At 68.8% G+C, this 25,374-nt stretch carries 30 protein-coding genes and 1 tRNA gene; 11 read left to right on the plus strand and 20 right to left on the minus strand.

Features of this window, described 5'->3' with window-relative positions:
- Positions 1-175: 175 nt before the first annotated feature.
- The 3 genes from ABJD39_RS05005 to ABJD39_RS05015 all read left to right on the plus strand — a co-directional run bounded on the left by ABJD39_RS05005 (position 176) and on the right by ABJD39_RS05015 (position 3,701).
- Positions 176-364, plus strand: a complete 189-nt coding sequence (locus tag ABJD39_RS05005; protein WP_348612709.1) for an HVO_0416 family zinc finger protein — start codon at positions 176-178, stop codon at positions 362-364.
- 187 nt (positions 365-551) lie between these two features.
- Positions 552-2,417, plus strand: a complete 1,866-nt coding sequence (locus ABJD39_RS05010; protein WP_348612711.1) for an ATP-dependent helicase — start codon at positions 552-554, stop codon at positions 2,415-2,417.
- A complete protein-coding gene (locus tag ABJD39_RS05015) occupies positions 2,418-3,701 on the plus strand; it encodes a M24 family metallopeptidase (RefSeq protein WP_348612713.1) in 1,284 nt (427 codons plus the stop codon).
- A gap of 14 nt (positions 3,702-3,715) precedes the next feature.
- On the opposite strand, the gene ABJD39_RS05020 is transcribed toward ABJD39_RS05015, so the two are convergent.
- A complete protein-coding gene (locus ABJD39_RS05020) occupies positions 3,716-3,964 on the minus strand; it encodes a DUF7533 family protein (protein ID WP_321168133.1) in 249 nt (82 codons plus the stop codon).
- 70 nt (positions 3,965-4,034) lie between these two features.
- The gene (locus ABJD39_RS05025) at positions 4,035-4,679 is read right to left on the minus strand and encodes a DUF502 domain-containing protein (RefSeq protein ID WP_348612715.1); all 645 of its coding nucleotides are present in this window, start codon (positions 4,677-4,679) and stop codon (positions 4,035-4,037) included.
- Between the two features lie 96 nt (positions 4,680-4,775).
- On the opposite strand from ABJD39_RS05025, the gene ABJD39_RS05030 reads away from it, so the two are divergent.
- Positions 4,776-5,465, plus strand: a complete 690-nt coding sequence (locus ABJD39_RS05030) for a riboflavin synthase (protein WP_348612717.1) — start codon at positions 4,776-4,778, stop codon at positions 5,463-5,465.
- A gap of 358 nt (positions 5,466-5,823) precedes the next feature.
- Here ABJD39_RS05030 and ABJD39_RS05035 read toward each other — a convergent pair whose 3' ends face one another.
- The 7 genes from ABJD39_RS05035 to ABJD39_RS05065 all read right to left on the minus strand — a co-directional run bounded on the left by ABJD39_RS05035 (position 5,824) and on the right by ABJD39_RS05065 (position 9,724).
- Positions 5,824-6,036 (minus strand): transcriptional regulator, encoded by a 213-nt coding sequence (locus ABJD39_RS05035; RefSeq protein ID WP_348612718.1) that lies wholly within the window; start codon positions 6,034-6,036, stop codon positions 5,824-5,826.
- A 413-nt stretch (positions 6,037-6,449) separates the two neighbouring features.
- A complete protein-coding gene (locus ABJD39_RS05040) occupies positions 6,450-6,767 on the minus strand; it encodes an RPA12/RPB9/RPC11 RNA polymerase family protein (RefSeq protein WP_348612719.1) in 318 nt (105 codons plus the stop codon).
- 220 nt (positions 6,768-6,987) lie between these two features.
- A tRNA-Ser gene (locus tag ABJD39_RS05045) sits at positions 6,988-7,069 on the minus strand.
- Between the two features lie 28 nt (positions 7,070-7,097).
- Complete coding sequence (locus ABJD39_RS05050; RefSeq protein WP_348612720.1) at positions 7,098-7,301, minus strand: hypothetical protein; 204 nt, start codon at positions 7,299-7,301, stop codon at positions 7,098-7,100.
- Between the two features lie 3 nt (positions 7,302-7,304).
- Positions 7,305-7,685, minus strand: coding sequence for a Rid family detoxifying hydrolase (locus tag ABJD39_RS05055; RefSeq protein WP_348612722.1), 381 nt, complete (start codon positions 7,683-7,685; stop codon positions 7,305-7,307).
- Positions 7,686-7,776: 91 nt separating this feature from the next.
- Positions 7,777-8,988: a threonine ammonia-lyase gene (gene ilvA / locus ABJD39_RS05060; RefSeq protein WP_348612724.1), complete on the minus strand. Its 1,212-nt coding sequence runs from the start codon at positions 8,986-8,988 to the stop codon at positions 7,777-7,779.
- Between the two features lie 280 nt (positions 8,989-9,268).
- Positions 9,269-9,724, minus strand: a complete 456-nt coding sequence (locus ABJD39_RS05065) for a gamma-glutamylcyclotransferase family protein (RefSeq protein ID WP_348612726.1) — start codon at positions 9,722-9,724, stop codon at positions 9,269-9,271.
- 123 nt (positions 9,725-9,847) lie between these two features.
- Here ABJD39_RS05065 and ABJD39_RS05070 point away from each other — a divergent pair, with 123 nt between their 5' ends.
- Positions 9,848-11,275: an MATE family efflux transporter gene (locus ABJD39_RS05070; RefSeq protein WP_348612728.1), complete on the plus strand. Its 1,428-nt coding sequence runs from the start codon at positions 9,848-9,850 to the stop codon at positions 11,273-11,275.
- 105 nt (positions 11,276-11,380) lie between these two features.
- Here ABJD39_RS05070 and ABJD39_RS05075 read toward each other — a convergent pair whose 3' ends face one another.
- The 4 genes from ABJD39_RS05075 to ubaA form a co-directional block, all read right to left on the minus strand.
- A complete protein-coding gene (locus tag ABJD39_RS05075) occupies positions 11,381-11,641 on the minus strand; it encodes a hypothetical protein (protein WP_348612730.1) in 261 nt (86 codons plus the stop codon).
- Positions 11,642-11,983: 342 nt separating this feature from the next.
- A complete protein-coding gene (gene citZ / locus ABJD39_RS05080) occupies positions 11,984-13,120 on the minus strand; it encodes a citrate synthase (RefSeq protein ID WP_348612732.1) in 1,137 nt (378 codons plus the stop codon).
- 152 nt (positions 13,121-13,272) lie between these two features.
- Positions 13,273-13,713, minus strand: a complete 441-nt coding sequence (locus ABJD39_RS05085; RefSeq protein WP_348612734.1) for a PaaI family thioesterase — start codon at positions 13,711-13,713, stop codon at positions 13,273-13,275.
- 148 nt (positions 13,714-13,861) lie between these two features.
- Positions 13,862-14,677 carry an SAMP-activating enzyme E1 gene (gene ubaA, locus ABJD39_RS05090; RefSeq protein ID WP_348612736.1) on the minus strand — a complete coding sequence of 272 codons (816 nt, stop codon included), beginning with the start codon at positions 14,675-14,677 and terminating at the stop codon, positions 13,862-13,864.
- A gap of 164 nt (positions 14,678-14,841) precedes the next feature.
- On the opposite strand from ubaA, the gene ABJD39_RS05095 reads away from it, so the two are divergent.
- Together ABJD39_RS05095 and ABJD39_RS05100 are read left to right on the plus strand one after the other, a co-directional pair.
- Entirely contained in the window at positions 14,842-15,855 is a 1,014-nt protein-coding gene (locus tag ABJD39_RS05095) for an NADP-dependent oxidoreductase (RefSeq protein WP_348612738.1), read from the plus strand.
- Positions 15,856-15,913: 58 nt separating this feature from the next.
- Positions 15,914-16,090, plus strand: a complete 177-nt coding sequence (locus ABJD39_RS05100) for a hypothetical protein (RefSeq protein WP_348612739.1) — start codon at positions 15,914-15,916, stop codon at positions 16,088-16,090.
- A gap of 62 nt (positions 16,091-16,152) precedes the next feature.
- Here the strand turns inward: ABJD39_RS05100 and npdG are convergent, their stop codons facing one another.
- Positions 16,153-16,821: an NADPH-dependent F420 reductase gene (gene npdG, locus ABJD39_RS05105; protein WP_348612741.1), complete on the minus strand. Its 669-nt coding sequence runs from the start codon at positions 16,819-16,821 to the stop codon at positions 16,153-16,155.
- 193 nt (positions 16,822-17,014) lie between these two features.
- On the opposite strand from npdG, the gene ABJD39_RS05110 reads away from it, so the two are divergent.
- The gene (locus ABJD39_RS05110) at positions 17,015-17,494 is read left to right on the plus strand and encodes a hypothetical protein (protein WP_348612743.1); all 480 of its coding nucleotides are present in this window, start codon (positions 17,015-17,017) and stop codon (positions 17,492-17,494) included.
- Positions 17,495-17,540: 46 nt separating this feature from the next.
- On the opposite strand, the gene ABJD39_RS05115 is transcribed toward ABJD39_RS05110, so the two are convergent.
- The 3 genes from ABJD39_RS05115 to ABJD39_RS05125 form a co-directional block, all read right to left on the minus strand.
- Positions 17,541-17,801 (minus strand): DUF7534 family protein, encoded by a 261-nt coding sequence (locus tag ABJD39_RS05115; RefSeq protein ID WP_348612745.1) that lies wholly within the window; start codon positions 17,799-17,801, stop codon positions 17,541-17,543.
- 7 nt (positions 17,802-17,808) lie between these two features.
- On the minus strand, positions 17,809-18,675 hold the full coding sequence (locus ABJD39_RS05120; RefSeq protein WP_348612747.1) for a TIGR01548 family HAD-type hydrolase: 867 nt from the start codon (positions 18,673-18,675) through the stop codon (positions 17,809-17,811).
- 78 nt (positions 18,676-18,753) lie between these two features.
- On the minus strand, positions 18,754-19,179 hold the full coding sequence (locus ABJD39_RS05125; protein ID WP_348612749.1) for a UPF0146 family protein: 426 nt from the start codon (positions 19,177-19,179) through the stop codon (positions 18,754-18,756).
- Positions 19,180-19,219: 40 nt separating this feature from the next.
- Here ABJD39_RS05125 and ABJD39_RS05130 point away from each other — a divergent pair, with 40 nt between their 5' ends.
- Both ABJD39_RS05130 and ABJD39_RS05135 read left to right on the plus strand, forming a co-directional pair.
- Positions 19,220-19,741, plus strand: a complete 522-nt coding sequence (locus ABJD39_RS05130) for an archaemetzincin family Zn-dependent metalloprotease (RefSeq protein WP_348612751.1) — start codon at positions 19,220-19,222, stop codon at positions 19,739-19,741.
- 137 nt (positions 19,742-19,878) lie between these two features.
- On the plus strand, positions 19,879-20,331 hold the full coding sequence (locus ABJD39_RS05135; protein WP_348612753.1) for a ferritin-like domain-containing protein: 453 nt from the start codon (positions 19,879-19,881) through the stop codon (positions 20,329-20,331).
- 387 nt (positions 20,332-20,718) lie between these two features.
- Here the strand turns inward: ABJD39_RS05135 and ABJD39_RS05140 are convergent, their stop codons facing one another.
- Complete coding sequence (locus ABJD39_RS05140; RefSeq protein ID WP_348612755.1) at positions 20,719-22,548, minus strand: ribosome biogenesis/translation initiation ATPase RLI; 1,830 nt, start codon at positions 22,546-22,548, stop codon at positions 20,719-20,721.
- On the minus strand, positions 22,549-22,866 hold the full coding sequence (locus tag ABJD39_RS05145; protein WP_348612757.1) for a hypothetical protein: 318 nt from the start codon (positions 22,864-22,866) through the stop codon (positions 22,549-22,551).
- Positions 22,867-22,981: 115 nt separating this feature from the next.
- On the opposite strand from ABJD39_RS05145, the gene ABJD39_RS05150 reads away from it, so the two are divergent.
- Complete coding sequence (locus ABJD39_RS05150) at positions 22,982-23,260, plus strand: MarR family transcriptional regulator (RefSeq protein ID WP_348613704.1); 279 nt, start codon at positions 22,982-22,984, stop codon at positions 23,258-23,260.
- Between the two features lie 216 nt (positions 23,261-23,476).
- On the opposite strand, the gene ABJD39_RS05155 is transcribed toward ABJD39_RS05150, so the two are convergent.
- Entirely contained in the window at positions 23,477-25,363 is a 1,887-nt protein-coding gene (locus tag ABJD39_RS05155) for a PINc/VapC family ATPase (RefSeq protein WP_348612759.1), read from the minus strand.
- Between the last annotated feature and the right edge of the window lie 11 nt (positions 25,364-25,374).

Consider the following 25,374-nt stretch of genomic DNA (forward strand, 5'->3'; position numbering starts at 1 on the left):
CCCGCGTCCGCCGCGCGGCTCGACGCCGCGCACAACGGGGTCCGTTCGCTCACGGTGAACCGCGATCCGACCGTCCCGCGCACCGTTTCGGGCGTTTCAGCCCCCCTTCCGGTGATTTCACGAACGAGAGACTCGCCAGAAGGTATATGCGTAGTCATGACATACCATAGCATGTATGGCGTCGGCACCGAGCCCGGATGGCGACCTGTTCGACGAGTTCCTGACCAGCCGCGGCCACGACGTGGAGACGGCCCGATGGGAGGAGTCCTATAACAAGAAGCAGTGCCCCGACTGCGGCGGGCTTCACGACGGCGACGCCGCGGAGTGCTCGGTGTGCGGCTGGCGACCCGAGACACCTCGCTGACCGCGCCGTGAACTAACGACACAGCACAGCAACGGAGCGACCGACAGACCCGCGCCCCGGCCGCCGACCCGGCGGCTCGAGGGCGTCGGGACCACTGTTGGGAGGCGTCGATTCCACGTTTCTGCGTTCCGCACACGTGCGTTCGCGAGCGTGAGCCACGGCGCTTATGAGTCGTGGACGAGAGGACATGGTAATGAGCGACCCGACGGTTACCCGCCTGTTCGGTGGTCCGGGCAGCGGGAAGACGACTGCGCTCCTCGACCGCGTCGAGGGGCTCATCGACGAGGGGACGGACGTCCGCGATATCCTCGTCGTTTCGTACACGCGCGCGGCGGCCGCCGAGGTCCGCGAGCGCCTCGCCGAACGCCTCGACACGACTCCGCGCCACCTGCAGGGGAACGTCTGCACTATGCACGCGAAGGCGTACGAACTGTTGAACCTCTCCCGGGGCGACGTGGTCGGCGAGGACGACAAAGAAGAGTTCTGTGACGACTACGGCGTCGACTACGAGGACGAGTACTCCGGCGGCGGCCGCCGCACCGCGCGGTCGACGACCCTCGGGAACAAGGTGATCGCCACCTCGCAGTGGCTCCAGCGCACCAAACGCGACGTGTCCGACTGGTACGACGTGCCGTTCCAGTGGGACGTGGAGGAGGTCCGGCTGCCCCCCGAAATCGACCCGAACGCCCAGGAGGGGAACAAGTACACCCCGACGTGGCCCGGCGACGACGACCGCCTCGACGTGCCCGAGGCGATCCGGGCGTGGCGCGCGTACAAGGGCGACGAGGGGCTGGTCGGCTTCGCCGACATGCTCGAACGGGTGGCGCAGCGCTCGCTGCTGCCCAGCGTCGACCACCTCGTGATCGACGAGTTCCAGGACATCACGACGCTGCAGTACGACGTGTATCAGGAGTGGAAGCCGCACATGGAGTCGTGCCTCATCGCCGGCGACGACGACCAGGTCGTGTACGCCTGGCAGGGCGCCGACCCGGCGCTCCTGTTGGACACCGAGGTCGACAACGACGAGGTACTGCCGAACTCCTACCGGCTGCCCTCGAACATCCTCAACGTCGTCAACACGGAGATCCGCCACATCGACAAGCGCCAGGAGAAGGATCTCAAACCCCGCAAGGAGGGCGGCGCAGTCGAGGCCATCGACTCCCCGTCGATGCTCGATCTCGTGCGGAACGTCCGCCACACCGTCCGCAGCGGGGACGACGAGACGGTGATGGTGCTGTTCCGCGCGCGCTATCAGATGTTCGACTTCATCGACGAGTTCATCACCGAGGGGATCCCGTTCTCGTGTCTCACCGACCAGCGGATGTGGACCGACCGCCTCACCGACTACGTGCGCGCGGTCGAGGCCGTCGAGCGCGACGAGGTGCTGACCGCGCTTCAGGCGCGCCGCCTCGCCGACATCCTGCAGGACTCGGCGTTCGGCAGCAACGAGCGCGACGAACTGTACGACTTCCTCGACGACGTGGAGGAGACCGCCGACGAGGACGACCTCGCCGAGATCCCGCTGTCGCCGGAGGACGTGAGCGAGTTCGTCCCGTTCATGCCCGACGGGCCGTCGGCCGCCGACATGGCCCGCAAGATCACCAGCTTCCAGCGGAAGTCGGTGAAGGCGTACTTCGCGGGCAACTACGAGGGCGAGGACCCCAGCCGGGTCCGCCTCGGAACGATCCACTCCGCGAAGGGTCGCGAGGCCGACCACGTGTTCGTCAACACCGATCTCACCGAGAAGGTCGTCGAGCAGATGGCCGCCCAGGCGGAGCAGCAGGGCCTCGACGTGACCGGCGTCGACGGCGAGGAGTTCACCAAGTCCACCAACCCGGTACCGGTGCTCACGAACAACGAGCGCCGGGTGTTCTACGTCGGCATGTCGCGGGCCCGTGAACGGCTCGTCCTCATGCAGAACCTCGTCAACGGCGCACCGACGCTGCCGATCTCGGTCGTGCTCCACAACGAGATCCGCGAGGAGGACCCCCAGGCGATCGTCGACGAGATCGTCGAGGAGGTCGAGGCGCCCGACCCCGAAGTCGAAGCGTAGATGCCCGCACAGCGAGACGATTCCGCGCCAGCGACGGACGACGACGCGCTCGACACCGACTACGCGCCGCTCGCGACTGAACTCGCCGACCGCGACGCCGTCGGATTCGTCGCCGTCGGCGATCGCTTCGACGACGATCTCCGGTGGCTGACCCGGTTTTCCGGTCCGGACCGCGACTACGCGTTCGTGGCGATTCCCGCGAGCCACGGCGACGCCGGCGGCGACCGCTCCGACGACAGCGACGAGCCCGACGGCAACACGGACGCCGGTGCGAACGGCGTCCACACCGCCCTGTGTGCGCCCGCGCTGTTCGACGAGCAGGCACGCCGGGAGTTCCCCGGCGACGCGGTTCGAGTCGACGACCAGGGCGATCCGGCGGGCGTCCGCGCCGCCGCCGCGCTCGCCGAACGCGGCGCGGAGTCGGGAACCGTGCTCGTCCCACAGGGGATCCCTCACGACGCCGCCGTCTACCTCGAACGGGCGGGCTATGAGGTCGCCTCGACCGACGCCGTCGCACGCGCCCGCGAGACGAAGGCCGATGCAGAGATCGACCGACTGCGGCGCGTCCAGCGCGCGGCGATCCGCGGAATCGACCGCGCCGAGGCGATCCTCGCCGAGGCGACCGTCGACCCCGACGCGGACGACGGCGCCGGCGCGGTGCGCTGGAACGGCGGCGTGCTCTCGACCGAGCGCCTCCGACGGCAGGTGAACGAGGTGCTCGCGGCCCACGGGGTCCGCGACGCCGGAAACACGGTGATCGGCGCGGGCGCGACCGCGGCGGACCTCCACTACACCGGCACGGACGTGATCCGCCCGGGCGAGACGGTGTTGCTCGACGTGTCGCCGCGCGGCCCGGACGGCTACTACGGCGACGTGACGCGGACGTTCGCGGTCGACCCCGACGGCGGCTGGGAGCGCCGAGCGTACCTCGCCGTCGAGGCGGCTCGGAAGGCCGCACTGGAGGAGGTCGCCGCGGGCGTCCCGGCCTCGACCGTCCACGGGGAGGCCGCCGCCGAACTCGCGGCTCACGGTTTCCGCGTCGACTCCCCCGAAGTGGGGTTCACCCACTCGACGGGCCACGGCGTCGGCGTCTCGCTCCACGAGGGGCCGTCGATGGGGGGCGACGAGGAACTGAACGCGGGCAACGTGGTCACGATCGAGCCGGGCGTGTACGACCCGGAGGAGGGGGGCGTACGTCTCGAAGACCTGATCGTCGTCACCGACGACGGCTTCGAGTTCCTCGGCGAGTACCCGCTCTCGCTGGTGCCGAATCGGCGCGAGTAGCCGGGTTATCGGCTCTATCGCTCGTCGGCGTCGTCGGGCTCGTCGACCACGGCGCCGACGGCCGTCTCGGCCGCCTTCGCCGGCACGTCGTCGGGACTCGTGAGTCGACGAGGCAACACCACCATCAGGACCGCGATCACCAGCGCCAGCGTGCCGAACACGGTGCCGCCGTTGAGGATAGTCTGGATCCCGTAGACGGCGACCGGGAGCGCGAAGATCAGCGTCGCCGCGAGTCCGACCTGTTCGAGGATACCGAGCGCCACGCGAGTCGGTACAGCGGCGGGCGTTGAAACCCTGTCGCCCGGGTACGGATGCCGGATGTCCCCGCTGGGATCACTCCCCCGAGGAGACCGCCGCGGGGAACCGGTTCGGATCGTCGACCGACAGTCCCGTCGTGACGAGCAGCCGGAGGCCGCGCGAGACGCTCATGTCGATCTCCGCGTAGTCGTCGGGGTGTATCATCACGAGCTTCCCCGCGGTCGGGTTGGGGCTGTGCGGGAAGAAGACGGTCATCAGCTCCTCGCCGGCCGCCCGGCGGACACTCCGCGGGGCGGGGTTCGTGACGAACCCGATCGACCACGTGCCGTCCCGGGGGAACTCCGCGATGACGACCCGGTCGAAGCCGTCGCCGGGAGTCGCCAACGACTCGCTTACCTGCCGGACGCCGAAGTACACCGCCCGGACCACCGGAAGGAGTCGAACGCCCCGCTCGAACCCGCCGAACAGCCGTCGCCCCGCCTCGTGGGAGGCGACGAAGCCGACGAGGGTGATCCCCAGCGCGATGAGAGCGATCGCCAGCGCCGTCGCGAGCACCTCGTTGCCCGCCACCTCGGCGAGGCCCGTGCCGCTCACGACCGGCGCGAGCGTGACGGTAAGCCGGTCGACCGCCCAGTCGAGAACGAACAGCGTCACCGTCAACGGGAGCACGACGAACAGCCCCGCGATGAAGCTCGAACGCAGCCGCGCGATCGTGTCCATATCCATCGACGCGGGCGGACCCCAGATAAGTTCACACGCCGCCGCTGCCGTCTCAGTATCGGAACGCTTTCCGCTCGCGAGATACTCCGGTCGGGCATGTTCACCGGAATCGTGGAAACCGCCGGCGAGGTCATCGGGCGCGAGGAAACGCCCGACGGGCTCCGCCTGCGCGTCGCCGCCGACGGGCTCGACGACCTCCACCACGGCCAGTCGATCGCCGTCAGCGGCGTCTGTCTCACCGTCGAGGAGTTCGGCGCGATCGACGCGAGCAGCGCGGAGAGCGCGGACGACGCGGACGCCGGCGACGATCGCTCGTGGTTCTCCGTGTTCCTCGCCGCCGAAACGGTCGCGAAGACGTATCTCGACGACCTCCGCGAGGGTGACGCGGTCAACATCGAGCGCGCGCTCGCCGCGGACGGCCGCTTCGACGGCCACGTCGTGCAGGGCCACGTCGACACGACCGCCGAGATCGCCGGGATCGAGCGCGTGGGCGAGGACTGGCGCTTCACGTTCTCGATCCCCGAAGGCTTCGGCCGCTACGTCGTCGACAAGGGGTCGGTCGCGCTCGACGGGATCTCGCTCACGGTCGCCGAGAAGCGCGACGACGGGTTCGACGTGGCGATCATCCCGACGACGTACGAGTTGACGAACCTCTCAGGGAAGGCGGTCGGCGATTCGGTACACGTCGAGGTGGACGTGGTCGCGAAGTACGTCGAGGAGATGCTGGAGGGGTACGCGGAGTCGCTGCTGGACGCGCCGGAGTCGGCGCCCTCGGCGGACGACTAGTTCTCCGCGGTCGTTCACGAGAGCACAGCTCTCGTGAGCTCACGAGACGCGTTGCGTCTCGTGAACGACGCGTGCCGGCCGACCTCCGGTCACGCGAGCGCGGCGAGTGTGAGCACAGCAGTGCAAACGCTGCTGCAGGGATGGTGAGTCGTGAGCGACGAGCGAATCGGCCGGGGAGGGAGAGGCGGCGGTCAGGTGGGACTTTCGCAGCCATCTCGTCGATGTCAGTCCTTCCGTCCGAATTACCGCGAGCGTCGTCGGAATCGGTCAGCCGGCTCCGTTCGATCCTCGGCCGGCGATAGATTTGGGGCCCTCGGTAGGTACAGTGAACACACCACGGTCTCGATCTTGGTGTGGATTACAGCCAGCCGTCGGGAAGTTCGTCCTCGTGGGCAGCGAACATCTCGGGCAGCGGGCGGATCTCCTCGAAGTTCGGGCCCTTCGATACCTCGTCGGTGTCCCGGTTCCACGTGATGAACCCGTACTCCTCCAGTTTCGGGAGGTGGACGTGCTTCATTCCGGTGAGCCGCTCAAATTCTTCCTCGTTCCATTCGTCCGAATCGATCTTCACCGAATCATCGTCCTGCGGGTTGTGGACCAATAACGCACGTAGCAACTTCCGGCGCTGAATGTGCCCGAGGGCATCGAGACACTCATTGAGGGTCCGCTTTGTTTGCGCACCTTCCATACCGTCAGGACACGCTACAAGCGGAAGTAATCGCCCAGTATTCACTCAAAACTGTTTTTTGAGGAAGTGGGTAACACCGGACCGAGTTCGCTGAACAACGGTACCGGTTCCGAACGATCGGGGGAATGAACATCCCAACAAAGGCTCTTGTGACAGCGGTTGTTGATAGCCTCAAGACCGTTGTGGGAGTTGTTTGGAGTCGATGTGTGGCTCCTGAGACCGAGTACCCCCGGGAGTTGAGAGTCTGATGTGGCGGTCTGCGCATATGTACGCGGCGGGGTTCGCGAGACGCGCCGTCAGGACTCGCGCCACTTGTGGCCGCACTCGACGCAGGTGAACAGCCGAACCTCGTAGGAGCCACCCGGCTTCGGTATCATCTCGTAGTGGGCCCGGTCGCCCTCGCAGTCGTCCGCCTGACAAGGCTCCTGCATCGTCTCGGTGGAGCCCTGGGTCGCGTCGGCCACAGCGGGTGCTCCGTCGTCCTGCTGTTCATCCTGGGTCGCCATCGCCGATTCTGCGTGCGAGTCCCGCGGCTCCTCGTTCTCACAGGAGCGACACACCCACGTGTCGCCCTCCGTGTGCATCATCGAACCACACTCGCCACAGAATTGCATATAAAGAAGGAATGCACGGTTGTCGGATATCTGTGTTAACTTCCGATCCGTCGTGGATCTCAGGCAACTGCTCATGCTGACTGTCCGAGTTATCGAAGGCAAATGGTGTCTGATACAGGAGAGTTCAACAGAGCCGATCAGTCGGGTGGGAAGACGTCGGGACAGGGATTCACGGAGCCACAGCTCGCTCCGCTCGTTCGCGTTGTCGACCCGAGAAGTACGCCAGGACAGGGATTTGAACCCTGGATCCCATAGGGGAACACGCTTTCCAGGCGTGCGCCTTACCACTCGGCCATCCTGGCTCGCATCGATCCTACCCCGCTGTGAGTTTTAAGCCTGTCCCTTCCGCGTCAGCCGATACTCGAACCGATAGGCGGCGACGGCCACCATCACACCTACGACCGCCGCGAGCGCGAACAGCGCGGCGAACCCGAACGGGAGCCCCGGCCCGACCAGCACCAGCGCCTGTCCGCTGACGAGTACGACCAACAGCCCGATCGCGCCCCACAGCAGCGCCGACTTCTCGCGGGACACCGCCTACGACACGTCGACGACCGCCTCGATCTCGACGCCGACGCCCTTCGGGAGCGCGCCCGCCTGCACCGCCGAGCGCGCCGGCGGCTCCTCCGCGAAGTAGGTGGCGTACGTCTCGTTCATCTCCTCGAAGTCGTCGATGTCCGCGAGGAACACCGTCGTCTTGAGCACGTCCGAGGCGTCGCCCCCGGCCTCGTCGACGATCGCGAGGAGGTTGTCCAGCGCGAGTTCGGTCTGCTCGGCGATCGGGGCGTCGTCCCGCAACTCGCCGTCGGGCGTGAGGGGGATCTGCCCCGCCGTGAACAGGAGGTCGCCGTTCGTCGTCGCCTGGCTGTACGCGCCGACCGCGGCCGGCGCCTCGTCGGTGGAGACCACGCGCTTCATACGCGGGAGTGCGACCGGCCGGCGCATAAATCGCGGGGGAGTCGGTCGGCCGGGTATGGCGTCCGCTCGTCGCCGCAACGACGGCGTCGCGTCACGCCTCGACGTCCACCTCGTAGCCCGCCTCCTCCAGCGCGGCGACGACCTCCGCGGCGTGATCGTGGCCGTGGGTCTCCAACTCGATCTCCAGGTCGGCGGCGTCGACGGCGATGTCGCGGGAGGTGCGGTCGTGAGTCAGTGCGTACACGTTCGCGTCCTCACGGGCGATGATGCTCGCGACGCGCTCCAACTCGCCGGGGCGGTCCTTCAACTCCAGCGAGACCTTGAGGTACCGGCCCATCCGCACGAGCCCGCGGAGGATCACCGTGATCAACGTGTTCATGTCGATGTTCCCGCCACACAGCGCCGGGACGATCACCTCCCCGTCCTCGTAGTCGAACCGCTCCTCCAGTACCGCCGCCAGCGCCACCGCGCCCGCACCCTCGACGACGGTCTTCGAGCGCTCCAGAAGGAGGGTGAGCGCCTCGGCGATCGCCTCGTCGTCGACGGTGACGACCTCGTCGACGCGCTCGCGGATGTACGGGAACGTGTGCTCGCCGACCTCCCGCACCGCGATGCCGTCGGCGACGGTGTCGACGCCGCCCAACTCGACGCGGTGGCCCTCCCGAACCGATCGAGCGGCCGAGTCGGCACCGGCCGCCTGCACGCCGACGACGCGCACGTCGTCGAGCGCGCCCTTCAGCGCCGTCGCGACGCCCGAAATCAGGCCGCCGCCGCCGATCGGAACGACCACCGTGTCCACCTCGGGGCACTGCTCGGCGATCTCCAAGCCGATCGTTCCCTGGCCGGCCATCACACGCTCGTCCTCGAACGCGTGGACGTACACCTTGTCCTTCTCGCGCTCGATCTCGTGGGCGTGCGCCTGTGCCTCGTCGTAGTCGATGCCGTGAAGGACGACGTCGCCGCCGTAGCGTTTGGTCGCTTCGACCTTCGAGACCGGCGCGTACTTCGGCATCACGATGGTCGAATCCACGCCCGCCCGCGTCGCCGCCAGCGCGACCCCCTGCGCGTGGTTGCCGGCGCTGGCGGTGACGACGCCCCGCTCGCGTTCCGCCTCGGAGAGGGCCGCGATGCGGTTCATCGCGCCGCGGATCTTGAACGCGCCGGTTCGCTGGGTGTTCTCCAGTTTCAGGTTGATCTCCGCCCCCGTCAGCTCCGAGAAACTGTGTGAGTAGTTCAGAGGCGTCTTTACCGCGGCTTGTTCGACGTGCTCGCGGGCGGCGAGCACGTCCTCGTAGTCGAGCATACTCCGGCTTCGCCGGTCGCCGGTGTATCGGTTGTGGTCACCGCAGCCGTTCGATCGGGGATCGAACTGAGTCGGTGCCCGCAGCCGAACGGCCCAATGAGCGAGCCGACGGCTCGGGGGCGTGAAGTGGGGAAAGAGGGGGAATGCACGCGTGTGACGTGCGATCGCAGACAGACGCCCCGAGTATATAAAAGTAATTCACGCGGAGTGAAAGTAAAACCGCAAGACGGCGAGACTCTTTCGACGGCGTCAGACGCTTGTCCGCCCACCGTCGCGCGCTTCAACCTTGTGGCTGCACCCGCACGGTAACGCCGTAGTCACGGACCGCGCGCACGACCCGCGACTCGAAGGAGCCGTCCCCCGGCCACGCCGCCGGTGCGTCGAGCCGCCCGGGGTCGCCCACGTACACCGCGACCTCGCCCCGTGGCTCGCCGTCGGGACCGACCAGCGGCACCGACACCCGCACGTACAGGCCGTCGTCGACCCGCTCGTACGCGTCGAGCGCCGCGATCTCGTCGGTGCGCAGCAGCCGACCGCCGACCGCCGCGTCGTCGCCGATGCCGTCGTCACCGATGCCGTCGGCGGCGCCGGATTCGACCGGCGGTGCGAGCGTCGGGTAGCGACCCTCGACGACGCGCAGCCCCTCCAGCCTCGCGGCGCCGACGAACGCGAACGAGTCGAGCACCTCGCGCACTCGGTCAGGCTCCGTCAGCGTGCCGTACACGAACACGTCCATGGGAGCCACAGCCCGCCCGCAGGCTTGGCTGTTGGGGCGTGCCGCACCCGCGCCCGCGACCTCGGTCGGTCCGGGACGTGCCGCTTTCGGAACCACCAAACCACGACCGTCCGACGGGCCGATATGAATCGCGAGCGACTGCTCGGCGTCTGGCGGCGCGTGCTCTCGCTCGCGTGGCCGGTGATGGCCGAGCAGACGTTCCGCACGGCGATGCGGACGACCGACATCATCGTCACCGCGCAGTTCTCCCCCGCCGCGGTCGTCGCCATCGGCCTCGCGGACCTGTACGCCCGGTTCCCGCTCCGCATCGGCCTCGGCCTCGGGGGCGGCGCGATCGCGCTCTCCAGCCAGGACACCGGCGCCGCCGCGGACGCCAACCGCGACGAGGCCGTGACGCAGGCGCTCGTGATGGGCCTGCTCGCGGGCGTGCCGTTCGTGTTCGTCGGGCTGTTCCTCGGCGAGCCGATCATCGCGCTCCTCGGGGCGGACGCCGACACCGCGGCGCTGGGGGGAACGTACCTCGCCATCGTCTTCGCGACTGCGCCCGCCCGCCACGTCGCGCTCATCGGCGCACGGTCACTACAGGGCACCGGCGACACCCGCACGCCGATGTACGTGAACGTGGTCGCGAACGCGCTCAACATCGCGGGGTCGGTCGTCCTCGGGCTCGGCCTGCTTGGCGCACCACGCCTCGACATCGTCGGCGTCGGTATCGCGACCGCCGCCGCGAACGTGCTCACCGCCGTACTCCTGCTCGCGGCGATGGCGACCTCATGGGCCGACGCGAGCCTCGTCCGCCCGCGCGACTCGGTGATCGCGAAACAGCTCCTTCGGGTGTCGACGCCGCGGGTGCTGGAGGGCTTCTCCGCGACGATCGCGGAGTTCCCGTTCAACGCGCTGCTGCTCGGGTTCGGCACGGAGGTCAACGCCGGCTTCCAGATCGGTCGCCGGATGTACCAGCAGGTGACCGGGCCGCTCTCGCGCGGCTACAACGTCGCCGCCAGCGTCGTCGTCGGGCAGGCGCTGGGCGACGGCGACGCGGCGGGCGCCCGCTACAACGGCTACGCGGTGACGGCGCTCGGGCTCGCGACCGTCGGCGTCATCGGCGTCATCCTCGTCGCGCTCGCGCCGGCGTTCGTCTCGGTGTTCACCGACGACGCCGGAACCGTCCCGCACGCGGTCGCGTTCGCCCGCGTGTACGGCGCGACCGCCGCGTTCCTCGTCGCCTTCACCGTGCTCTCGGGGGCGCTCCAGGGCGCGAGCGAGACGCGCGTTCCCCTCGTGGGCCGACTCGTCGGGACCTTCGGCTTCCTGCTGGGGACGACGTATCTCGTCGGCGAGGTGCTCGACTTCGGTGCGCAGGGCGCGTATCTCGCGGTCGGACTCCAGTACGTCTGCATGGCCGCGATCGTCCTCTGGGGGTTCCGCTACACGAACTGGGCGTCGCGGGCGGCCGAGATGATGGCCGAACGCGGGAGCGCCGAGGCCGGCGACGGAGGCGACGACGACGGCGGCGACGTGGAGGGCACGAAAGACGTGGACGGCGCGTGACGGCCGCGTTGCTCGGGAAGCGAGCGTAGAGCGTACGAAAAGACGGGCCGTCCGCGAACGAACCGGCCCGGGAGCGGTGTTGCCGGGGAGCAGTGTGTCGTCGCCTCAGCGGCGCGCGTAGCGGACGAGTTCGCGTCCGAGGAAGCCGAGCACGAGGCCGGCGCCGAACGCGCGGCCGAGTTCGCTGCGGCGGCGGGCCGCGTACTCCTCGGGGAAGTAGTCGGTCATGAGATCGAACATGCGCTCGCCGACCTCGTGGCGGACGAGCTGTCCGCTCTCGCCGGCTCGATCTCGCGCCTCGCTGCGGACCTTCTCGGCGTACTCGCTATAGTCGTCGCTTCGGGGGCTTTTGATCTTTAGATCCATACACATGATACTCTCTCTGTAGGGATAACTGTTTCTCGGACGTATGTGAGCACTAGTCTCGAACCAATCTGCGGCAAAAACCGAACGAACGTGAACCACCTCCGATCTACCGCTCGTCGATCGGCACCCACTCGGCATCCTTCTCGCCCACGTAACGGGCGAGCGGGCGGATCAGCCGATCACACACCCCCCTTTTGCGCTGTGCTCGTTCCCTTCGGTCACTCGCTCGGCAAAACGTGGATCAAAAGCACTCCTCCCTCGCTGTGGGGCGGCTCCGCCGCCCGCCGCTCGGTCGTCGGCCGGCCGCTCGCTCCGCTCGCGGCCGACGGTGTCCCGCTCGCGTTACCGCTCGTCGATCGGGATCCACTCTGCGTCCTTTTCGCCGACGTAGCGGGCCCGCGGGCGGATCAGCCGGTTGTCCTCGAACTGCTCCATCACGTGCGCGGCCCAGCCGCCGGCGCGCGAGACGGCGAAGATGGGCGTGTAGATGTCGATCGGGATACCCATCTGGTAGTACGTCGTCGCCGAGTAGAAGTCGACGTTCGGCGCGAGGCCCTTCTCCTCGGCCATGTACTCCTCGATGGCGACGCTCATCTCGTACCACTTCCGGTCGCCCGACGCCTCGCCGAGTTCCTCCGAGCGGTCGCCGAGGATCGTCGCGCGCGGGTCCTTCACGTTGTACACGCGGTGCCCGAAGCCGGCGACGCGGCGGCCGTCCTCGAGCGCTCGCTTCACCCACTCGACGGGGTCCTCGTCGGCCTCGTCGACCTCCTGGAGCATCCGCATCACGTTGGCGTTGGCGCCGCCGTGGAGGCTCCCCGAGAGCGTGCCGACCGCGGAGGTGATCGCCGAGTGCATGTCCGCGAGCGTGGACGCCGTCACCGTCGCCGAGAAGGTGGAGGCGTTGAGTCCGTGGTCCGCGTGGAGCACGAGCGCCTGATCGAACACGTCGGCGGTGACCTCGTCGGGCACCTCGTCGTTGAGCATGTACAGGAAGTTCTCGGCGTGGCCCAGATCCTCTCGCGGGTCGACGGGCTCCTCGCCGTCGCGGACGCGCGCGAACGCCGCCAGCGCCGTCGGCAGTTTCGCCGTGATCCGGCGCGCCTTGCGGACGTTCGCCTCGGGGTCGGTCGGGTCGGCGTCGGTGTCGGGGTCGGCCGCCGACAGCGCCGAGGCCGCGGTGCGAAGCGCCGCCATCGGCTCCTCGTCGGCCTCCGCGAGGCGCGTGACCGTCTCAAGCGTGTCGTCGTCGAGGTCGCGCTCGGCGCTCATCGCGTCCGTGAACGCGGACAGCTCCGACTCCGTCGGGAGTTCGCCGTTCCACAGGAGATACAGCGTCTCCTCGTAGGAGGCGTGCTCGGCGAGGTCCTCGATAGTGTAGCCGCGGTAGACGAGTTTCCCCTCGTCACCGTCGATGAAGCTGAGGTCGGACTCGGCGACGAGGACACCCTCTAGTCCCCGCTTGAGTTCGTCGGACATACCTCGGAGTTCCGAGGGGCGGCCGAAAAGCGTTATCTTTCGGGAAGAACCCACACACCCCGCCAGGCCCGACGCCGATGCGTCAGCTCGGGTCGCGACGCCGTCGCGCCGATCCGGCCGCAACGCGGCTCCATCGATCCGGCCGCGCCAGGCTACTCCACCAGCGAATCGTCGCCGGGGGTGACGCCCCACGCGCCGCCGTCGCCGCCGCCGCCCGTCTTGAACGTACCCCGCGCGTCGGCGACGTGCGTGCCGTCGACGTCCTCGATCGTCACCTCCGCGCTCGCGACGCTGGCGCCGTCGCGCACGACAGTCGCCTCCGCCCGGAGGTCGGTTGTCGCCGGCGCGAGGTAGTCCATCCGCATGTCGACGGTCGGCGTCGGCTTGTGGTGCAGCGAGATGACCGCCGCCCCTGCGGCCGTGTCCGCCAGCGCGTACGTGACGCCGCCGTGGGCGATCTGTCGCCCCGGCACCGACGACAGCTCCTCGTGCATGGGGAGTTCGACGACCGCGCGCCCGTCCGCGGCCTCCACCACCTCCATCCCGAGGTGGTCGGCGAACGGCATCCCGTTGAGCAGGTCGGCGACGCTCATCGCTCCCCCCGCTCGGCGTGCGCTGCGAAGTCGTGCATACGCTCGCGGTCGACACCGGGGAGGAAAAACGGACCGAACCGACGCCGCGCGGGTCGACTCTCGATGCTCGCCGCTTCCGCCATCCCTGACCGCTCCCGGCGCCCCTCGCTCAGTCGGCAGTGACGCCGCAGCCGTGCTCGTAGTCTATCCCCTCGATGGAGTCGATGGCGTCGTCGCCGCACACCGGGCAGTCCGGGTTGCGCCGGTAGGGCACCGTCTCGAAGGTCATGTCCATCGCGTCGTAAAAGAGGAGCCGGCCGTCCAGCACCTCGCCCGCATCGAGCAGGAGCTTCACGGCCTCGGTCGCCTGAACGCAGCCGACGGTCCCGGGGAGCACGCCCAGCACGCCCGTGCTCGCGCAGTCGGGGATCTCGCCCGGTTCGGGCGCCTCAGGGAACAGACAGCGGTAGCAGGGACCCTCGGGTACCAGCGTGGTCGCCTGCCCCTCGAACTTGTAGATGGAGCCGTGGGCGACCGGCGTCTCGGTCAACCGCGCCACGTCGTTGACGAGATAGCGCGTGCCGAAGTTGTCCGAGGCGTCGACGACGACGTCGTAGTCGGCGATCAGCTCCTCGGCGTTGCCGGCGTCCAGCCACGTCTCGTGGGGCTCCACATCCACGTCGGGATTGAGCCGGCGGACGTACTCCGCAGCCGACTCGGCCTTCGGCCTGCCCACGTCGGCGTCCGCGTGGACGATCTGTCGCTGGAGGTTCGACCGCTCCACCTCGTCGTCGTCGACGATCCCGACGCGACCGACCCCGGCGGCCGCGAGATACTGGATGACCGGCGAGCCGAGCCCGCCGGCGCCGACGACGAGCGCCGAGCCCTCGAGCAGCGCCTGCTGGCCCGCCGGGCCGACCTCGTCGAGGATGATGTGCCGCGAGTAGCGGTCGATCTGGGTGGAGTCGAGCGCGAGTCCGGTCATACGCGACCGTCGTGTCCGTGAGGCCATAAGCACCCTGCCGACGACGGCGCGACAGCCCGTCGATGGCCCCGGCTCGTGCCATCGGTTCGAGTCCGACCGGAAACCGCCGGCGCGTCGTCTCCCGTTCCCGAAAGGTTACGCGCCGGGGGCCCGTCACACTGTCCATGTCCGACAACAGACGCTTCCACCTCGCGAAGCGACCCGAGGGCGTGCCGAGCACCGACACCTTCGACCTCCGCGAGGTCGAGCGACCCGAACCGGCCCCGGGAGAGGCGCTCGTGCGCGTGCTGTTCCTCTCGGTCGACCCGTACATGCGCGACCGGATGCGCGCCGGCGAGTCGTACGCCGAGCCGTGGGGAGTCGGCGATCCGCTCCGCGGCGGCGCCGTCTGCGAGGTCGTCGAGTCCAACGGCGCCGGGGTCGAGCCGGGGCAGACCGTCATCGGCGAGCTTCCGTGGGCCGAGTACGCGACCGCGAGCGGGGCGGATCTCACGCCCGTCGACACCGGCGGCCTCCCCGTCTCCACCGCCCTCGGAGTGCTCGGGATGCCCGGCCGCACCGCCTACTTCGGCACTCGCGAAGTCGCCGAGCCGAAGGCCGACGACTGGCTGGTCGTCTCCGGCGCCGCGGGCGCGGTCGGCTCCGTCGTCGGCCAACTCGGCGAGTTGCAGGGCGCGAACGTCGTCGGTATCGCCGGCTCCGACGAGAAGTGTGACTGGCTCACCGACGAACTGGGCTTCACCGCCGCGATCAACTACGAGGAGGAGAACGTTGGCGACCGCCTGGACGAGGTCGCCGACGGCGTCGACGTGTACTACGACAACGTCGGCGGGCCGGTCACGGACGCCGTCTGGGGTCGGCTGAACGTCGACGCGCGCGTCGCGATCTGCGGGCAGATCGCCCTGTACAACGACGAGGAACTCCCCACCGGGCCGCGGAAGCTCGGCAAACTCATCGAGACGCGCGCCCGCGTCGAGGGGCTGCTCGTGGGCGACTTCGCCCCGCGCTTCCGCGAGGCGACCGAGCACCTCGCCGAACTCGTCGCCGCCGGTGACCTGCAGTACCGCGAGACCGTAACCGAGGGGCTGGAGAACGCTCCTGACGCGTTCCTCGGGCTGTTCGAGGGCGAGAACGTCGGCAAGCAGGTGGTGAAGGTCGCGGACGCGGACGGCGAGTAGCTCGGGAGCGAGCGCTCGGCCCGAAGCGATTTCGATCCCGCGCCCGAATGTGCCGATAATGGTCTCCCGCGAGAACGTCGTCATCCTCGTGTTCATCGCCGCAGCGGTGGTGCTCCTGTACGCGACGACTCTGCTGGGCGAACAGCCGGTGTGGGTCGGCGGAGCGGTTGTGATCGGCGTCGGCGTCGTCGCCCCGTTGCTCGTCAACAGCTATCTCGACCGGCGAGCCGAGTAGCTGAGTCGGACGACCACCGAGCGCGTGCTCGGCGGAGGGAGCGCGACAGCCGCCGCGGAGCGTCAGTCGAACCGGACGCCCAGGTCGTGCAGGTCGTCGTTGTTCGTCGCGACGTTGATGAGCAGCGGCGTCAGCGACTCCACCTCCGCGGCGTTCGAGAGCCCGCCGGCCGACAGCGCGCGCAGCCCCTCGATCTCCTCGGCCAGCCGCGAGACGGTGTCGGCGGCCTCGTCGTCGTCCGCGAGGACGAGCGTGTCGATGCCGAGGTCCTGCGACAGATCCGAGAGCCGCCCGGCCGCGAGGTTGTGGAACGCGCCGACGACCGGCACCGCATCGGGGACGGCGTCGCGCACGAGCGCGGTCACGCTGCCCGCGCTCGGCGGGTGATAGTGGAAGCCGTCGTCCTCCCGTTTCATTCCCGCGGCGGGCGTGACGACCACGTCGTCGGCGTCCAGGTTGTCCGCGACCGCATCGACCGTGTCGGCGACGTGGTACGGCGGCACCGCGAGCACGACCACGTCGGCGCGGTCGGCCGCCATCGCGTTGTCGAAGCCCTTGACCGTCGCGTCGCCGCCGGCGTCGGCGACCGTCTCGACGTAGTCGTCGGCGGCGGCGCGGGCCTTCTCGGGGTCCCGGGAGCCGACGAGCAGTTCGTGGTCCGTGTCGCGGCCCCAGCGCACGGCGAGCCCCTCGCCGATGTCGCCGGTGCCGCCGAGTAGCGCGATTCGCATGGACGAACGTGGGTGCGGGCCCGCGGTAAGCGTTGCGTGACCGGACAGCGCTGACGGTACCGCGCGAGCCGATCCGATCGCCGCGCCCGCTACACTTCGTCTGCTCCGCCTGCCCCATCCGCTCCCCGTGCCACCCGCGCGACCGACTCGGTCGCGGCGACGCGTTGATACGACCGGACCCGAATCCGAACGCATGCCCGGTCTCGACGCCGTCGACGTCCTCCTCCGTCCGACCCCCGACGAGCGCGCTCACCCGGGGCGCGCGTTCCTCGGCGACGACGAACTCCTGCTGGCGCCGACGCGCCACGGCCGCCTCACACGGCTGCTTGCCGGCGCGGCGAACGGCCTCCTCGGCGACCTCCCGGAGTCGCTGGGGTGGTATGATCCGCACGCGGTCTCGCGAACCGAGGCGATCCACGACCCGGAGGCGGTCCGGATCCGCTACGGCGACCTCACGGGGCTCGCGCCGTTCGCGCGACCGACCGGCTTCTCGCTGCATCTCCGCGTCGACGGCCGGAACGAGGACGTCCGGCTGGCGTTCCGTTCCGACGACGAGCGCGCCGAGGCCGTGTCGCTCGCGCGGGCACTCCGCGACCGGGCGCGCGCCGCCGGGGGCGACCCGTCGGTGTTCGACCCGGGCGGTCGGACGCGGGTGCTGTCGCTCGATGAGTGATCGTGGACGGCCCCGAGACCTCGGCGGCGGTCGCGGCCGGCGGCTGTCACTCGGCCCCGCCGCTGCGCTCGTACACGAACCAGTACGCGAGTACGGGGGACACCACCAGCATCGGCCCGACCGTGAGCGCCAGCGTCAGGCGGTCCGGCGGGACGAACTGCGTCGAAAGCGCCAACGCCAACAGATCGAGCATCGCCACGAAGGTGAGAAACTGAACGAGCCGCGCGATCCGCGTCCGCCGGTCGTCCCCCCGCCCGTCGTCCCCTCGCCCGTCGACGTCCCCTCCGTCGTCGCCGCGCTCGCTCACGGGGCGGTCACTCCAGCAGGTCCGGCAGGTCGTTCACGCTCTCGATGACGGCGCTGGCGCCGGCGTCGGCATACTTCGCGCGGCCGTCGTCGCCGGTGAGCCCGCCCGTGAGGACGCCGATGCCGTAGTAGGCGGTCGAGCCGTCCTCGCGGTCGGCGTTGACCGCGGTGCGCACGTCGTCGAGGGTGTCGCCGACGAACGCGACGGTGCCGGCGTCCGTTCGCTCGGCCAACGTCACGAGCGCTCGGGGGTGCGGCTTGCCCTCCTCCCAGTCGTCCATCGTGAAGCGGCGGTCCTCGGCCACGTCGAGGCCGACGCGGTCGAGGGCGATGGCCGCCTCCGCCGCCGGACGGCCCGTGAGGACGCACACCGGATAGCGTTCGGTGAGCGCTTCGACGGTCGCCTCCGTCAGGATCACCGGTTCGTCGTGGATGAACCCCGGCGCCTCGAACGGCGGCTCGCCGCCCTCGATATCGCGGTACAGTTCGCCCCCGAGATACAGCGCCTGGAACGTCTCGCGCAGCGCATCGGGGTCCCACTCGGATTCGATCTCGTCGGCGGCGGCGTCGCCGAGGGCCTCGCGGATCGTCGCTCGGGCGCCCGCGAGACCGGTGCCGTTCGCGGCGATCGCGTCGGTGAACGCCTCGATATCGGCGTCGAGCCCACGCTCGCGGGCGAGCACGTACAGCGCGACGGCGTCGCTCAACTCCCAGTCGTTGTTGAAGCCGCCGGCGTCTTTGAACGCCTGGAGGTCCTCGCGGGCGAGCGTGTCGCCGTACAGCCGCTCGACGCTCTCGACGACCGCCCGGCGGTACGAATCCGCCACGTCGACGAGCACGCCGTCCACGTCCAACACGACCGTGTCGACTCGCATACGAACGGGAGGGAGTGGGCGGCGTATGGGCGTTGCGACTCCGTACGGCGCGGCGTCTCCGCCACGGCAGCACTCTCCTCACTCGACGAGCATGTCGTCAGGATCGCGAGCGACGTACAGCGTGTCGCCGCCGGGCAGCGCCAGCGGCGTCGCGTCGACCGCGGGCGGGTCGCCGCCGAGCGTCGTGAAACAGCAGGCCGCGTCGACCGCGTCGGCGACGCGGACGAGCGGGCGGTGGAGCTCCGGCGGGGAGTTGAGCGCGTACACGCAGTCGACGCGGTAGTGTGCACCCGGCTCTCTACAGTCCGCGGCGGCGACGACGTCGTCGCGGACGAACGCGACGCCCTCGGGGGGATCGCGATCGACCACGTCCGTCGCGGCCACCGCGCGGCCGTCGCTCGCGAGCCCCGCGGCTACCTCGTGGCGGGTGCCGACTCCGACCTCGCATAGTCGATCGAACCGACCGAGTTTCCGGCGTACCGCGGCGCGACGATCGTCTGACACGGTCGGGTAACTTATGTTCGCACCCATCATAAGCACGTTCATGCTTGTCGACATCGTGCCCATCGGGGACGTCTCCGCGCAGGTGAAGCGGGAGGCGTCGGCGGGTCTCCGCTCGGTGTACGACTGCGACGTGACGGTTCACGACGAGCAGTCGATCCCGGAGGGCGCGTACGACCGCAGCCGCAACCAGTACCGCGCCGAGCAGTTCATCGAGCTCGTCTCGCGGACCGGCAGCGGCGAGAAGAACATCGGGATCACCCCACAGGACCTGTACTACCGCCGACGCAACTACGTCTTCGGGCTCGCGTACCTCAACGGCAACGGCTCGGTCGTCTCCACCTACCGCCTCCAGACCTCCTCGGACGGCGGCGTCACCTCCAAACCCTCCAGCGAGGTGTTCTCCGATCGCGTCCGCAAGGAGATCGTCCACGAGATCGGCCACACGCTCGGTCTGGAACACTGTGACAACAGCAAGTGCGTGATGTCGTTCTCCCCGACGGTGCGCGAGGTCGACGTGAAAGAGGAGCATCTCTGTGGCACCTGCGCCCGCGAATACCTGTAGCGCTCCGCGCCGACGGCCCTCCCCTCTCTTCGCTCCTTCCTCCTCCCGGCTCCCGGCGTCGTTCTTCGATCTCCCGTTCCAACGCTTCCGCACCGGCGGACAGCTATATTGCCGCGGGGCGACGACATCGAGTCGTCATGTCCGAGGAAGTCATCGACCTGCTGCGCGAGGCGTACGGCGACGAGATGGAGACTGTGATGAACTACCAGACGAACGCGATCGTCCTCGACGGCGTGCGCGCCGAGGAGATCAAGGATAGCCTCCAGACGGACATCCAGGAGGAGCTGACCCACGCCGAACAGCTCGGCAACCGACTGAAGCAGCTCGACGCGCGGCCGCCGGGATCGGCGGAGTTCACCGCGAGTCAGGACTCGCTGCAGCCGCCGGAGGACTCGACGAACGTGCTGTCGGTTATCGAGGGCGTCATCGACGCCGAGGAGGGCGCCATCTCGTTGTACCGCGACCTCATCGACGCGGCGGAGGCGGCAGACGACCCCGTCACCGAGGACCTCGCGGTGACGATCCTCTCGGAGGAGGAGGCCCACCGCTCGGAGTTCAAGGGGTACCGCAAGGAGTACAAGCGCGACTAGATCGGGTCGTCTCAGCGGAAGCGGTTCGTTCCGGAGAGCTCGCGTTCGTCGTTAAAAACAGCGAGATACACGCGGAGAGATAGCTCTCGCCCTCGAACGTCCCGCCCGCCGCATGCCTCTCCCTCCCCAGCCGACTCGGCTCGCTCCACTCCGTTCCGCTCGCCTCGCCCCTCGCGCGCGTCGACCGCGCACGAGTCGCGGTCGGTCGCGCGCCGACAGCCTACCCGCCGCAGTACGTGCACACCGTGCGAACAGCCGTGTCGCTCGGTCCGTCCAAGCGACGGGTGGGACTGAAAGGGGCCGCGGCTATCGCGGTTGTCGTCACTGACCGGGCAGCGGTTCCGGACGCGTGAACAGCGACGAACCGAGCGAGAGGATCGAACCGGTCTACCGGGAGTAGTAGTACTCGCCGTCGCTCTTCTGCTGGCGGTCGAGCTGCGAATCGGGCTTGTTGATCCGCGGGCGCCCCGTCCGCTCGTCGCGGCGGAACGTGATGTCCAGGTCGCCGAGGAAGTCGTTCATCCCCGAGCGCATCCCCTGAGGCTGGGTCGCGTGTCCGTGCACGGCGGGCTCGCCGTCGAACACCATCAGCCGGTCGGCCAGCAGGTCGATCATGTAGATGTCGTGGTCGATGACCATCACCGTCGCGTCGTGGTTCTCGGCGTACCGACGGATCGCGGTCGTCGCCTGCACGCGCTGTTCCACGTCGAGGTGCGCCGACGGCTCGTCGAGCAGGTACAGGTCGGCGTCCTCGGAGAGACACGCCGCGATGGCGACGCGCTGGCGCTCCCCGCCCGAGAGGTCGGTGAGGTTCTGCTCCATGATCGGGTTGAGCTGGAGCGGGCGGGCGATCTCGGTGTCCCAGTAGGAGGAGCCGAAGTCGTCGGCGATCGACGAGAGGAACGCGTCGACGCGCATCGGCTGGTCGATGTCGATGTACTGCGGCTTGTAGGCGATGTCGAGCCTGAAGTCCAACTCACCCTCGTCGGGCTCCAACTCCCCGGCGAACAGCTTCGCCATCGTCGACTTCCCGATCCCGTTGGGACCGACGATGCCCAGCACCTCCGACTCGTGGACTGCGCCGCCGTCGACCTCCAGCGAGAACTCCCCGTCGCCGTAGGACTTCGCGAGGTCGGGGTACTCGAACAGCACCTGCGAGCGCGTGATCTCGCGGGGCGCGTGCTCGTCGAAGGTGATCGAGTCCGGCCGGATCCGCATGTTCTCGTTGTTGAGATACCCCTTCAGGTACTCGTTGATGCCGTTTCGGGTGGACTTCGGATCCGTGACGACACCGTACGCGCCCGGCTCGCCGTAGGTGACGTGCAGCGTGTCCGCCAGCAGGTCGAGGATGGCGAGGTCGTGCTCGACGACCATCATCGAGCGGTCGCCCTCGTCGGCGAGTTCGCGGATGAGCCGGGCGGCGGTCATCCGCTGGCCGATGTCCAGATACGGCGTGATCTCGTCGAGGAAGTAGAAGTCCGCGTCGCGCGCGAGCGTCGCCGCCAGCGCGACGCGCTGAAGCTCGCCGCCGGAGATGGAGTCGATGTTCTGGTCCATCACCGGTCCGATGGAGAGCCGCTCGACGAGGGAGTCGAGCACGTCGCGCTCGTCGGTCCGTTCGAGCAGCTCGCGGGTGTTGCCGTCGAACTGCTTGGGGATCTGATCGACGTACTGCGGCTTGCGGGCCACGCTGACCTCCCCGTCGATGACGCGCTCGATGTAGTTCTGGAGCTCGGTTCCCTTGAAGCGCTCCAAGACCGCGTCCCAGGTCGCCTCGTCCGCGTGGGCGCCGAGGTTCGGGATCAGCTCCCCGGAGAGCATCTTCACCGCCGTCGACTTCCCGATCCCGTTCGGACCGAGAATACCCGTCACGGAGCCGGGCTCGGGCACGGGAAGGCCGTACAGCCCGAACGCGTTGTCGCCGTAGCGGTGAACCGGGTCGTTCTCCAGCTCCGAGGGGAGGTTGATGATCTCGATGGCGTCGAACGGGCACTTCTCGACGCAGATCCCGCACGTCTCGCCCAGACAGATGTCCTCGGAGATCCACACCTGATCGGGGCCGCCGTCGTACGGTTCGTCCTCCGCGTAGTGGTCGCCGCGCTCGACGATGCAGTCCTTCCCGGTGCGGTTGGGCGGACAGAAGTTCGCGCACTCGTAGTTACACCGGTCGGGCTGACATCGATCGAGGTCGACGACCGCGATGCTGTCGTCGGCCATCTATTGGAGGTTCGCCGAGAGGATGACGCCGTAGGAGATGAACCACAGCGTGAAGGTCATGAACGCCACGTACAGGTTGTCCTTGATGCCGAAGTCCTCGACTTCCACCCCGAGGAGCCTCAGCAGCGGTATCTGCACGAAGACCGCGGCCGCGACCACCAGAAGGGCGAGCCGGTTCGTCGCGGCGTCGACGCCGACCCCGAGAAACGGAAGGGAGGCGGAGACGAGCGCCGCGGCGATTCCCGCCAGACACGCGACGGTGGTGACGGTCACCCCGCGCAGGTGGTCGGAGAGCCCCGAAGCTGTTTCCGTAGCCATGGCCGTAGGTCCGCCAGCCGGCGACAAAAGGGGTTCGCTTGGCCGATGCCCGAGTACGGACACCGAATAATGTTCGGTGTACCTTTATCAGCACCCGGTGTTTCGATTCGTAATGATGGCCGGAACCGACGAGGAGTCCCTCGACGATCTCCCTCCCAGCGCGAAGCTGGTGTTCAAAGTACTGGAGTACAACGGACCGTTGACGCAGAAAGGCATCGTCGAGGAGTCGATGCTGTCTGCGCGGACCGTCCGCTACGCGCTCGAACGACTCGAAAACATCGGTATCGTCGACGAAGACGTCTACTTCGCCGACGCCCGACAGAACCTCTATCAGCTCGATGCGCCCCAGAAGGCGGAAGCCGACGGCGGTCGCGAAGCCTGCTGCGCGGAGTAACGCCGACCGTCGATTCGATTCCGTTTCTCACAGCGAGACCGCTCCGCCAGATACCGCCACACCGTCCGGTCCCTCGCGAACGTTGAAACCGGATGACGGGGTCACTCCGTCGTATGCGGTGACAGCGACCGCGCGCCGTCACGCGAAACGCCGAGCCCGGACGGCGCGCGACGGAGCGGGCCCGGTGTCAGCCACACTCCCGTCGAGCGACCGCGTTCACGCCTGCACGACGGTGATCGTCTGCTTGCGGTCGATGGCGTCCTCCAGTTCCTCGGCGATGGCGCTCCCGCGCGAGACCTGAATGTCGCCGCCGCGACCGACGGTCGCGGTGAACAGGTACTCGTCGTCGGCGCGGACCTCGACCGTCTCGCCGACGTGCTCGTCCATCCGGATCACGACGTGGCGGCTGGTGATCTCCGGCTGGACAACTTCCCCCTGCGGCTTCGGCGTCGACGCGGGGTCGCCTGCGCCCGAGGCGCCGCCGGAGCCACCCGAGCTACCCGGCCGGTCGGCGTGGGTTCGAACGTCGATGTCGATGCCGAGACGATTCTCGATGTCGGTGATGCGGCCGCCGCCCTTGCCGATCACGTAGCTGATGTCGTCCTCCTCGACGTAGACGACGGCGTTGTTCTGGCCTTGGAGCTCCACGTCGACGTGACCGCGCGCGACCGAGCGGATCTCACGTTCGATCTCCTGTTTGGCGATGCGGCCGACGCCCGTCTCGCCGCCTCCGCCGTCGGCGCCGTCGAGCGGCACGGTGACGACCTGGTTGTTGAACGTGTAGATCTCGTACTCGGGCGTCCCGGTCTCGAAGTCGACGACCTGGATCACCGGCCGCGAGAGGTCCTCGGCGGTCAGCCCCTCGGGGACCTTCACTTGCGTCGTCACGTCGTAGACGGTATCGACGGCGCCGGCCTCGATGAACACGACGGTGTCGACGACCTGCGGGATCATCCCGAGTTCCACGCGGCCCACGAGCCGCTGGAGCGCGTCGATGGCGCGCGTCGCGTGGGTGACGCCGACCATCCCGACGCCGGCGAGGCGCATGTCCGCGAACACCTCGAAGTCGTGGGTCTTGCGCACCTCGTCGTAGATGGTGTAGTCCGGCCGGACGAGCAGCAGCGAGTCGGCCGTCTTGGCCATGTCGCCGCCGAGGGCGGTGTACTGGGTGATCTCCTCGGAGACCTGCAGGTCGCGGGGCTTCTCCATCGTCTTCACCGCGTAGTCGTTGTCGTTGAGGAACTCCGCGACCGCCTGCGCGAACGTCGACTTCCCGGCGCCGGGCGCGCCCGCGATGAGGACGCCGCGCTGGCGCTCGGTGAACCGGTCGCGCAGTTCGTCCGCGAACTCGTAGTCGTCGAGCGTCGTCTTCGCGATGGGCCGGACCGCCGTGATCTCGATGGCGTCCGAGAACGGCGGCCGGGCGACCGCGATCCGGTAGTTGCGGTACTGGACGATCGTCATCCCCGGCTCCGACAGCTCGATGAACCCCTGGTTCGACGCGCGGGCGGTCGCCTCGATCTCGTCGGCCCAAGCGGCCATCTGCTCATCGTCGGTGGGTCCGTCGACCTCGTCGATGTGGACGTAGCGGAGGTCGGTGATGTCGCCGCGCTTCGCCTTCGGGTGGGTTCCCGTCTTGAGGTGGACGGACATCGTGTCGTCGGTGAAGAACCGCTCGATGTCGAGCCCGTCGTCCTCGGTGACGCCGCGGGGCACCGCCTCGACGTAGTCCACGTCGAGTCCGGTCGCCTTCCCCGCTTCCGACTGGACGAAGTCCGAGGTGAGGAGCACGGCGTCGTGTTCGACCGCCAGATCGCGGATCAGGGCGTCGATGTCGCCTTCCCCGGCGCCCTCCTGTTCGGCGACAGTCGGGCGACGGCCGACGAACTCGGCGGTGATCGCCCCCTCGTCGGCGAGCTCCGCGATCCGCTGGAGCTCGGCGAGTCCGTCCCAGCCGGTGTCGCGACCGGCGTTAGCCTGCGCTTCCAGTTCGCTGACCACGGCTTCCGGGACGAAGACGGTCGCCCCGTGATAGTCCCCGTCCGCGACGCGCTCCGACACGCGGCCGTCGATGACCGCGCTCGTATCCGGCACGACGTTCATACCGGTGGTGC

It is taken from the genome of Halobaculum rarum (assembly GCF_040025155.1).
In the GTDB taxonomy this organism is placed as follows: Archaea; Halobacteriota; Halobacteria; order Halobacteriales; family Haloferacaceae; genus Halobaculum; species Halobaculum rarum.

Excerpts from the sequence above, each read along its gene's own strand:
- ABJD39_RS05005 (WP_348612709.1), top strand. The coding sequence starts at position 176 with ATGGCGTCGGCACCGAGCCCGGATGGCGACCTGTTCGACGAGTTCCTG.
- ABJD39_RS05010 (WP_348612711.1), top strand. The coding sequence starts at position 552 with ATGGTAATGAGCGACCCGACGGTTACCCGCCTGTTCGGTGGTCCGGGC.
- ABJD39_RS05015 (WP_348612713.1), top strand. The coding sequence starts at position 2,418 with ATGCCCGCACAGCGAGACGATTCCGCGCCAGCGACGGACGACGACGCG.
- ABJD39_RS05025 (WP_348612715.1), bottom strand. The coding sequence starts at position 4,679 with ATGGACACGATCGCGCGGCTGCGTTCGAGCTTCATCGCGGGGCTGTTC.
- ABJD39_RS05030 (WP_348612717.1), top strand. The coding sequence starts at position 4,776 with ATGTTCACCGGAATCGTGGAAACCGCCGGCGAGGTCATCGGGCGCGAG.
- ABJD39_RS05040 (WP_348612719.1), bottom strand. The coding sequence starts at position 6,767 with ATGCAATTCTGTGGCGAGTGTGGTTCGATGATGCACACGGAGGGCGAC.
- ABJD39_RS05055 (WP_348612722.1), bottom strand. The coding sequence starts at position 7,685 with ATGAAGCGCGTGGTCTCCACCGACGAGGCGCCGGCCGCGGTCGGCGCG.
- ilvA (WP_348612724.1), bottom strand. The coding sequence starts at position 8,988 with ATGCTCGACTACGAGGACGTGCTCGCCGCCCGCGAGCACGTCGAACAA.
- ABJD39_RS05065 (WP_348612726.1), bottom strand. The coding sequence starts at position 9,724 with ATGGACGTGTTCGTGTACGGCACGCTGACGGAGCCTGACCGAGTGCGC.
- ABJD39_RS05070 (WP_348612728.1), top strand. The coding sequence starts at position 9,848 with ATGAATCGCGAGCGACTGCTCGGCGTCTGGCGGCGCGTGCTCTCGCTC.
- ABJD39_RS05075 (WP_348612730.1), bottom strand. The coding sequence starts at position 11,641 with ATGGATCTAAAGATCAAAAGCCCCCGAAGCGACGACTATAGCGAGTAC.
- citZ (WP_348612732.1), bottom strand. The coding sequence starts at position 13,120 with ATGTCCGACGAACTCAAGCGGGGACTAGAGGGTGTCCTCGTCGCCGAG.
- ABJD39_RS05085 (WP_348612734.1), bottom strand. The coding sequence starts at position 13,713 with ATGAGCGTCGCCGACCTGCTCAACGGGATGCCGTTCGCCGACCACCTC.
- ubaA (WP_348612736.1), bottom strand. The coding sequence starts at position 14,677 with ATGACCGGACTCGCGCTCGACTCCACCCAGATCGACCGCTACTCGCGG.
- ABJD39_RS05095 (WP_348612738.1), top strand. The coding sequence starts at position 14,842 with ATGTCCGACAACAGACGCTTCCACCTCGCGAAGCGACCCGAGGGCGTG.
- ABJD39_RS05100 (WP_348612739.1), top strand. The coding sequence starts at position 15,914 with ATGGTCTCCCGCGAGAACGTCGTCATCCTCGTGTTCATCGCCGCAGCG.
- npdG (WP_348612741.1), bottom strand. The coding sequence starts at position 16,821 with ATGCGAATCGCGCTACTCGGCGGCACCGGCGACATCGGCGAGGGGCTC.
- ABJD39_RS05110 (WP_348612743.1), top strand. The coding sequence starts at position 17,015 with ATGCCCGGTCTCGACGCCGTCGACGTCCTCCTCCGTCCGACCCCCGAC.
- ABJD39_RS05120 (WP_348612747.1), bottom strand. The coding sequence starts at position 18,675 with ATGCGAGTCGACACGGTCGTGTTGGACGTGGACGGCGTGCTCGTCGAC.
- ABJD39_RS05130 (WP_348612751.1), top strand. The coding sequence starts at position 19,220 with ATGCTTGTCGACATCGTGCCCATCGGGGACGTCTCCGCGCAGGTGAAG.
- ABJD39_RS05135 (WP_348612753.1), top strand. The coding sequence starts at position 19,879 with ATGTCCGAGGAAGTCATCGACCTGCTGCGCGAGGCGTACGGCGACGAG.
- ABJD39_RS05140 (WP_348612755.1), bottom strand. The coding sequence starts at position 22,548 with ATGGCCGACGACAGCATCGCGGTCGTCGACCTCGATCGATGTCAGCCC.
- ABJD39_RS05145 (WP_348612757.1), bottom strand. The coding sequence starts at position 22,866 with ATGGCTACGGAAACAGCTTCGGGGCTCTCCGACCACCTGCGCGGGGTG.
- ABJD39_RS05150 (WP_348613704.1), top strand. The coding sequence starts at position 22,982 with ATGGCCGGAACCGACGAGGAGTCCCTCGACGATCTCCCTCCCAGCGCG.
- ABJD39_RS05155 (WP_348612759.1), bottom strand. The coding sequence starts at position 25,363 with ATGAACGTCGTGCCGGATACGAGCGCGGTCATCGACGGCCGCGTGTCG.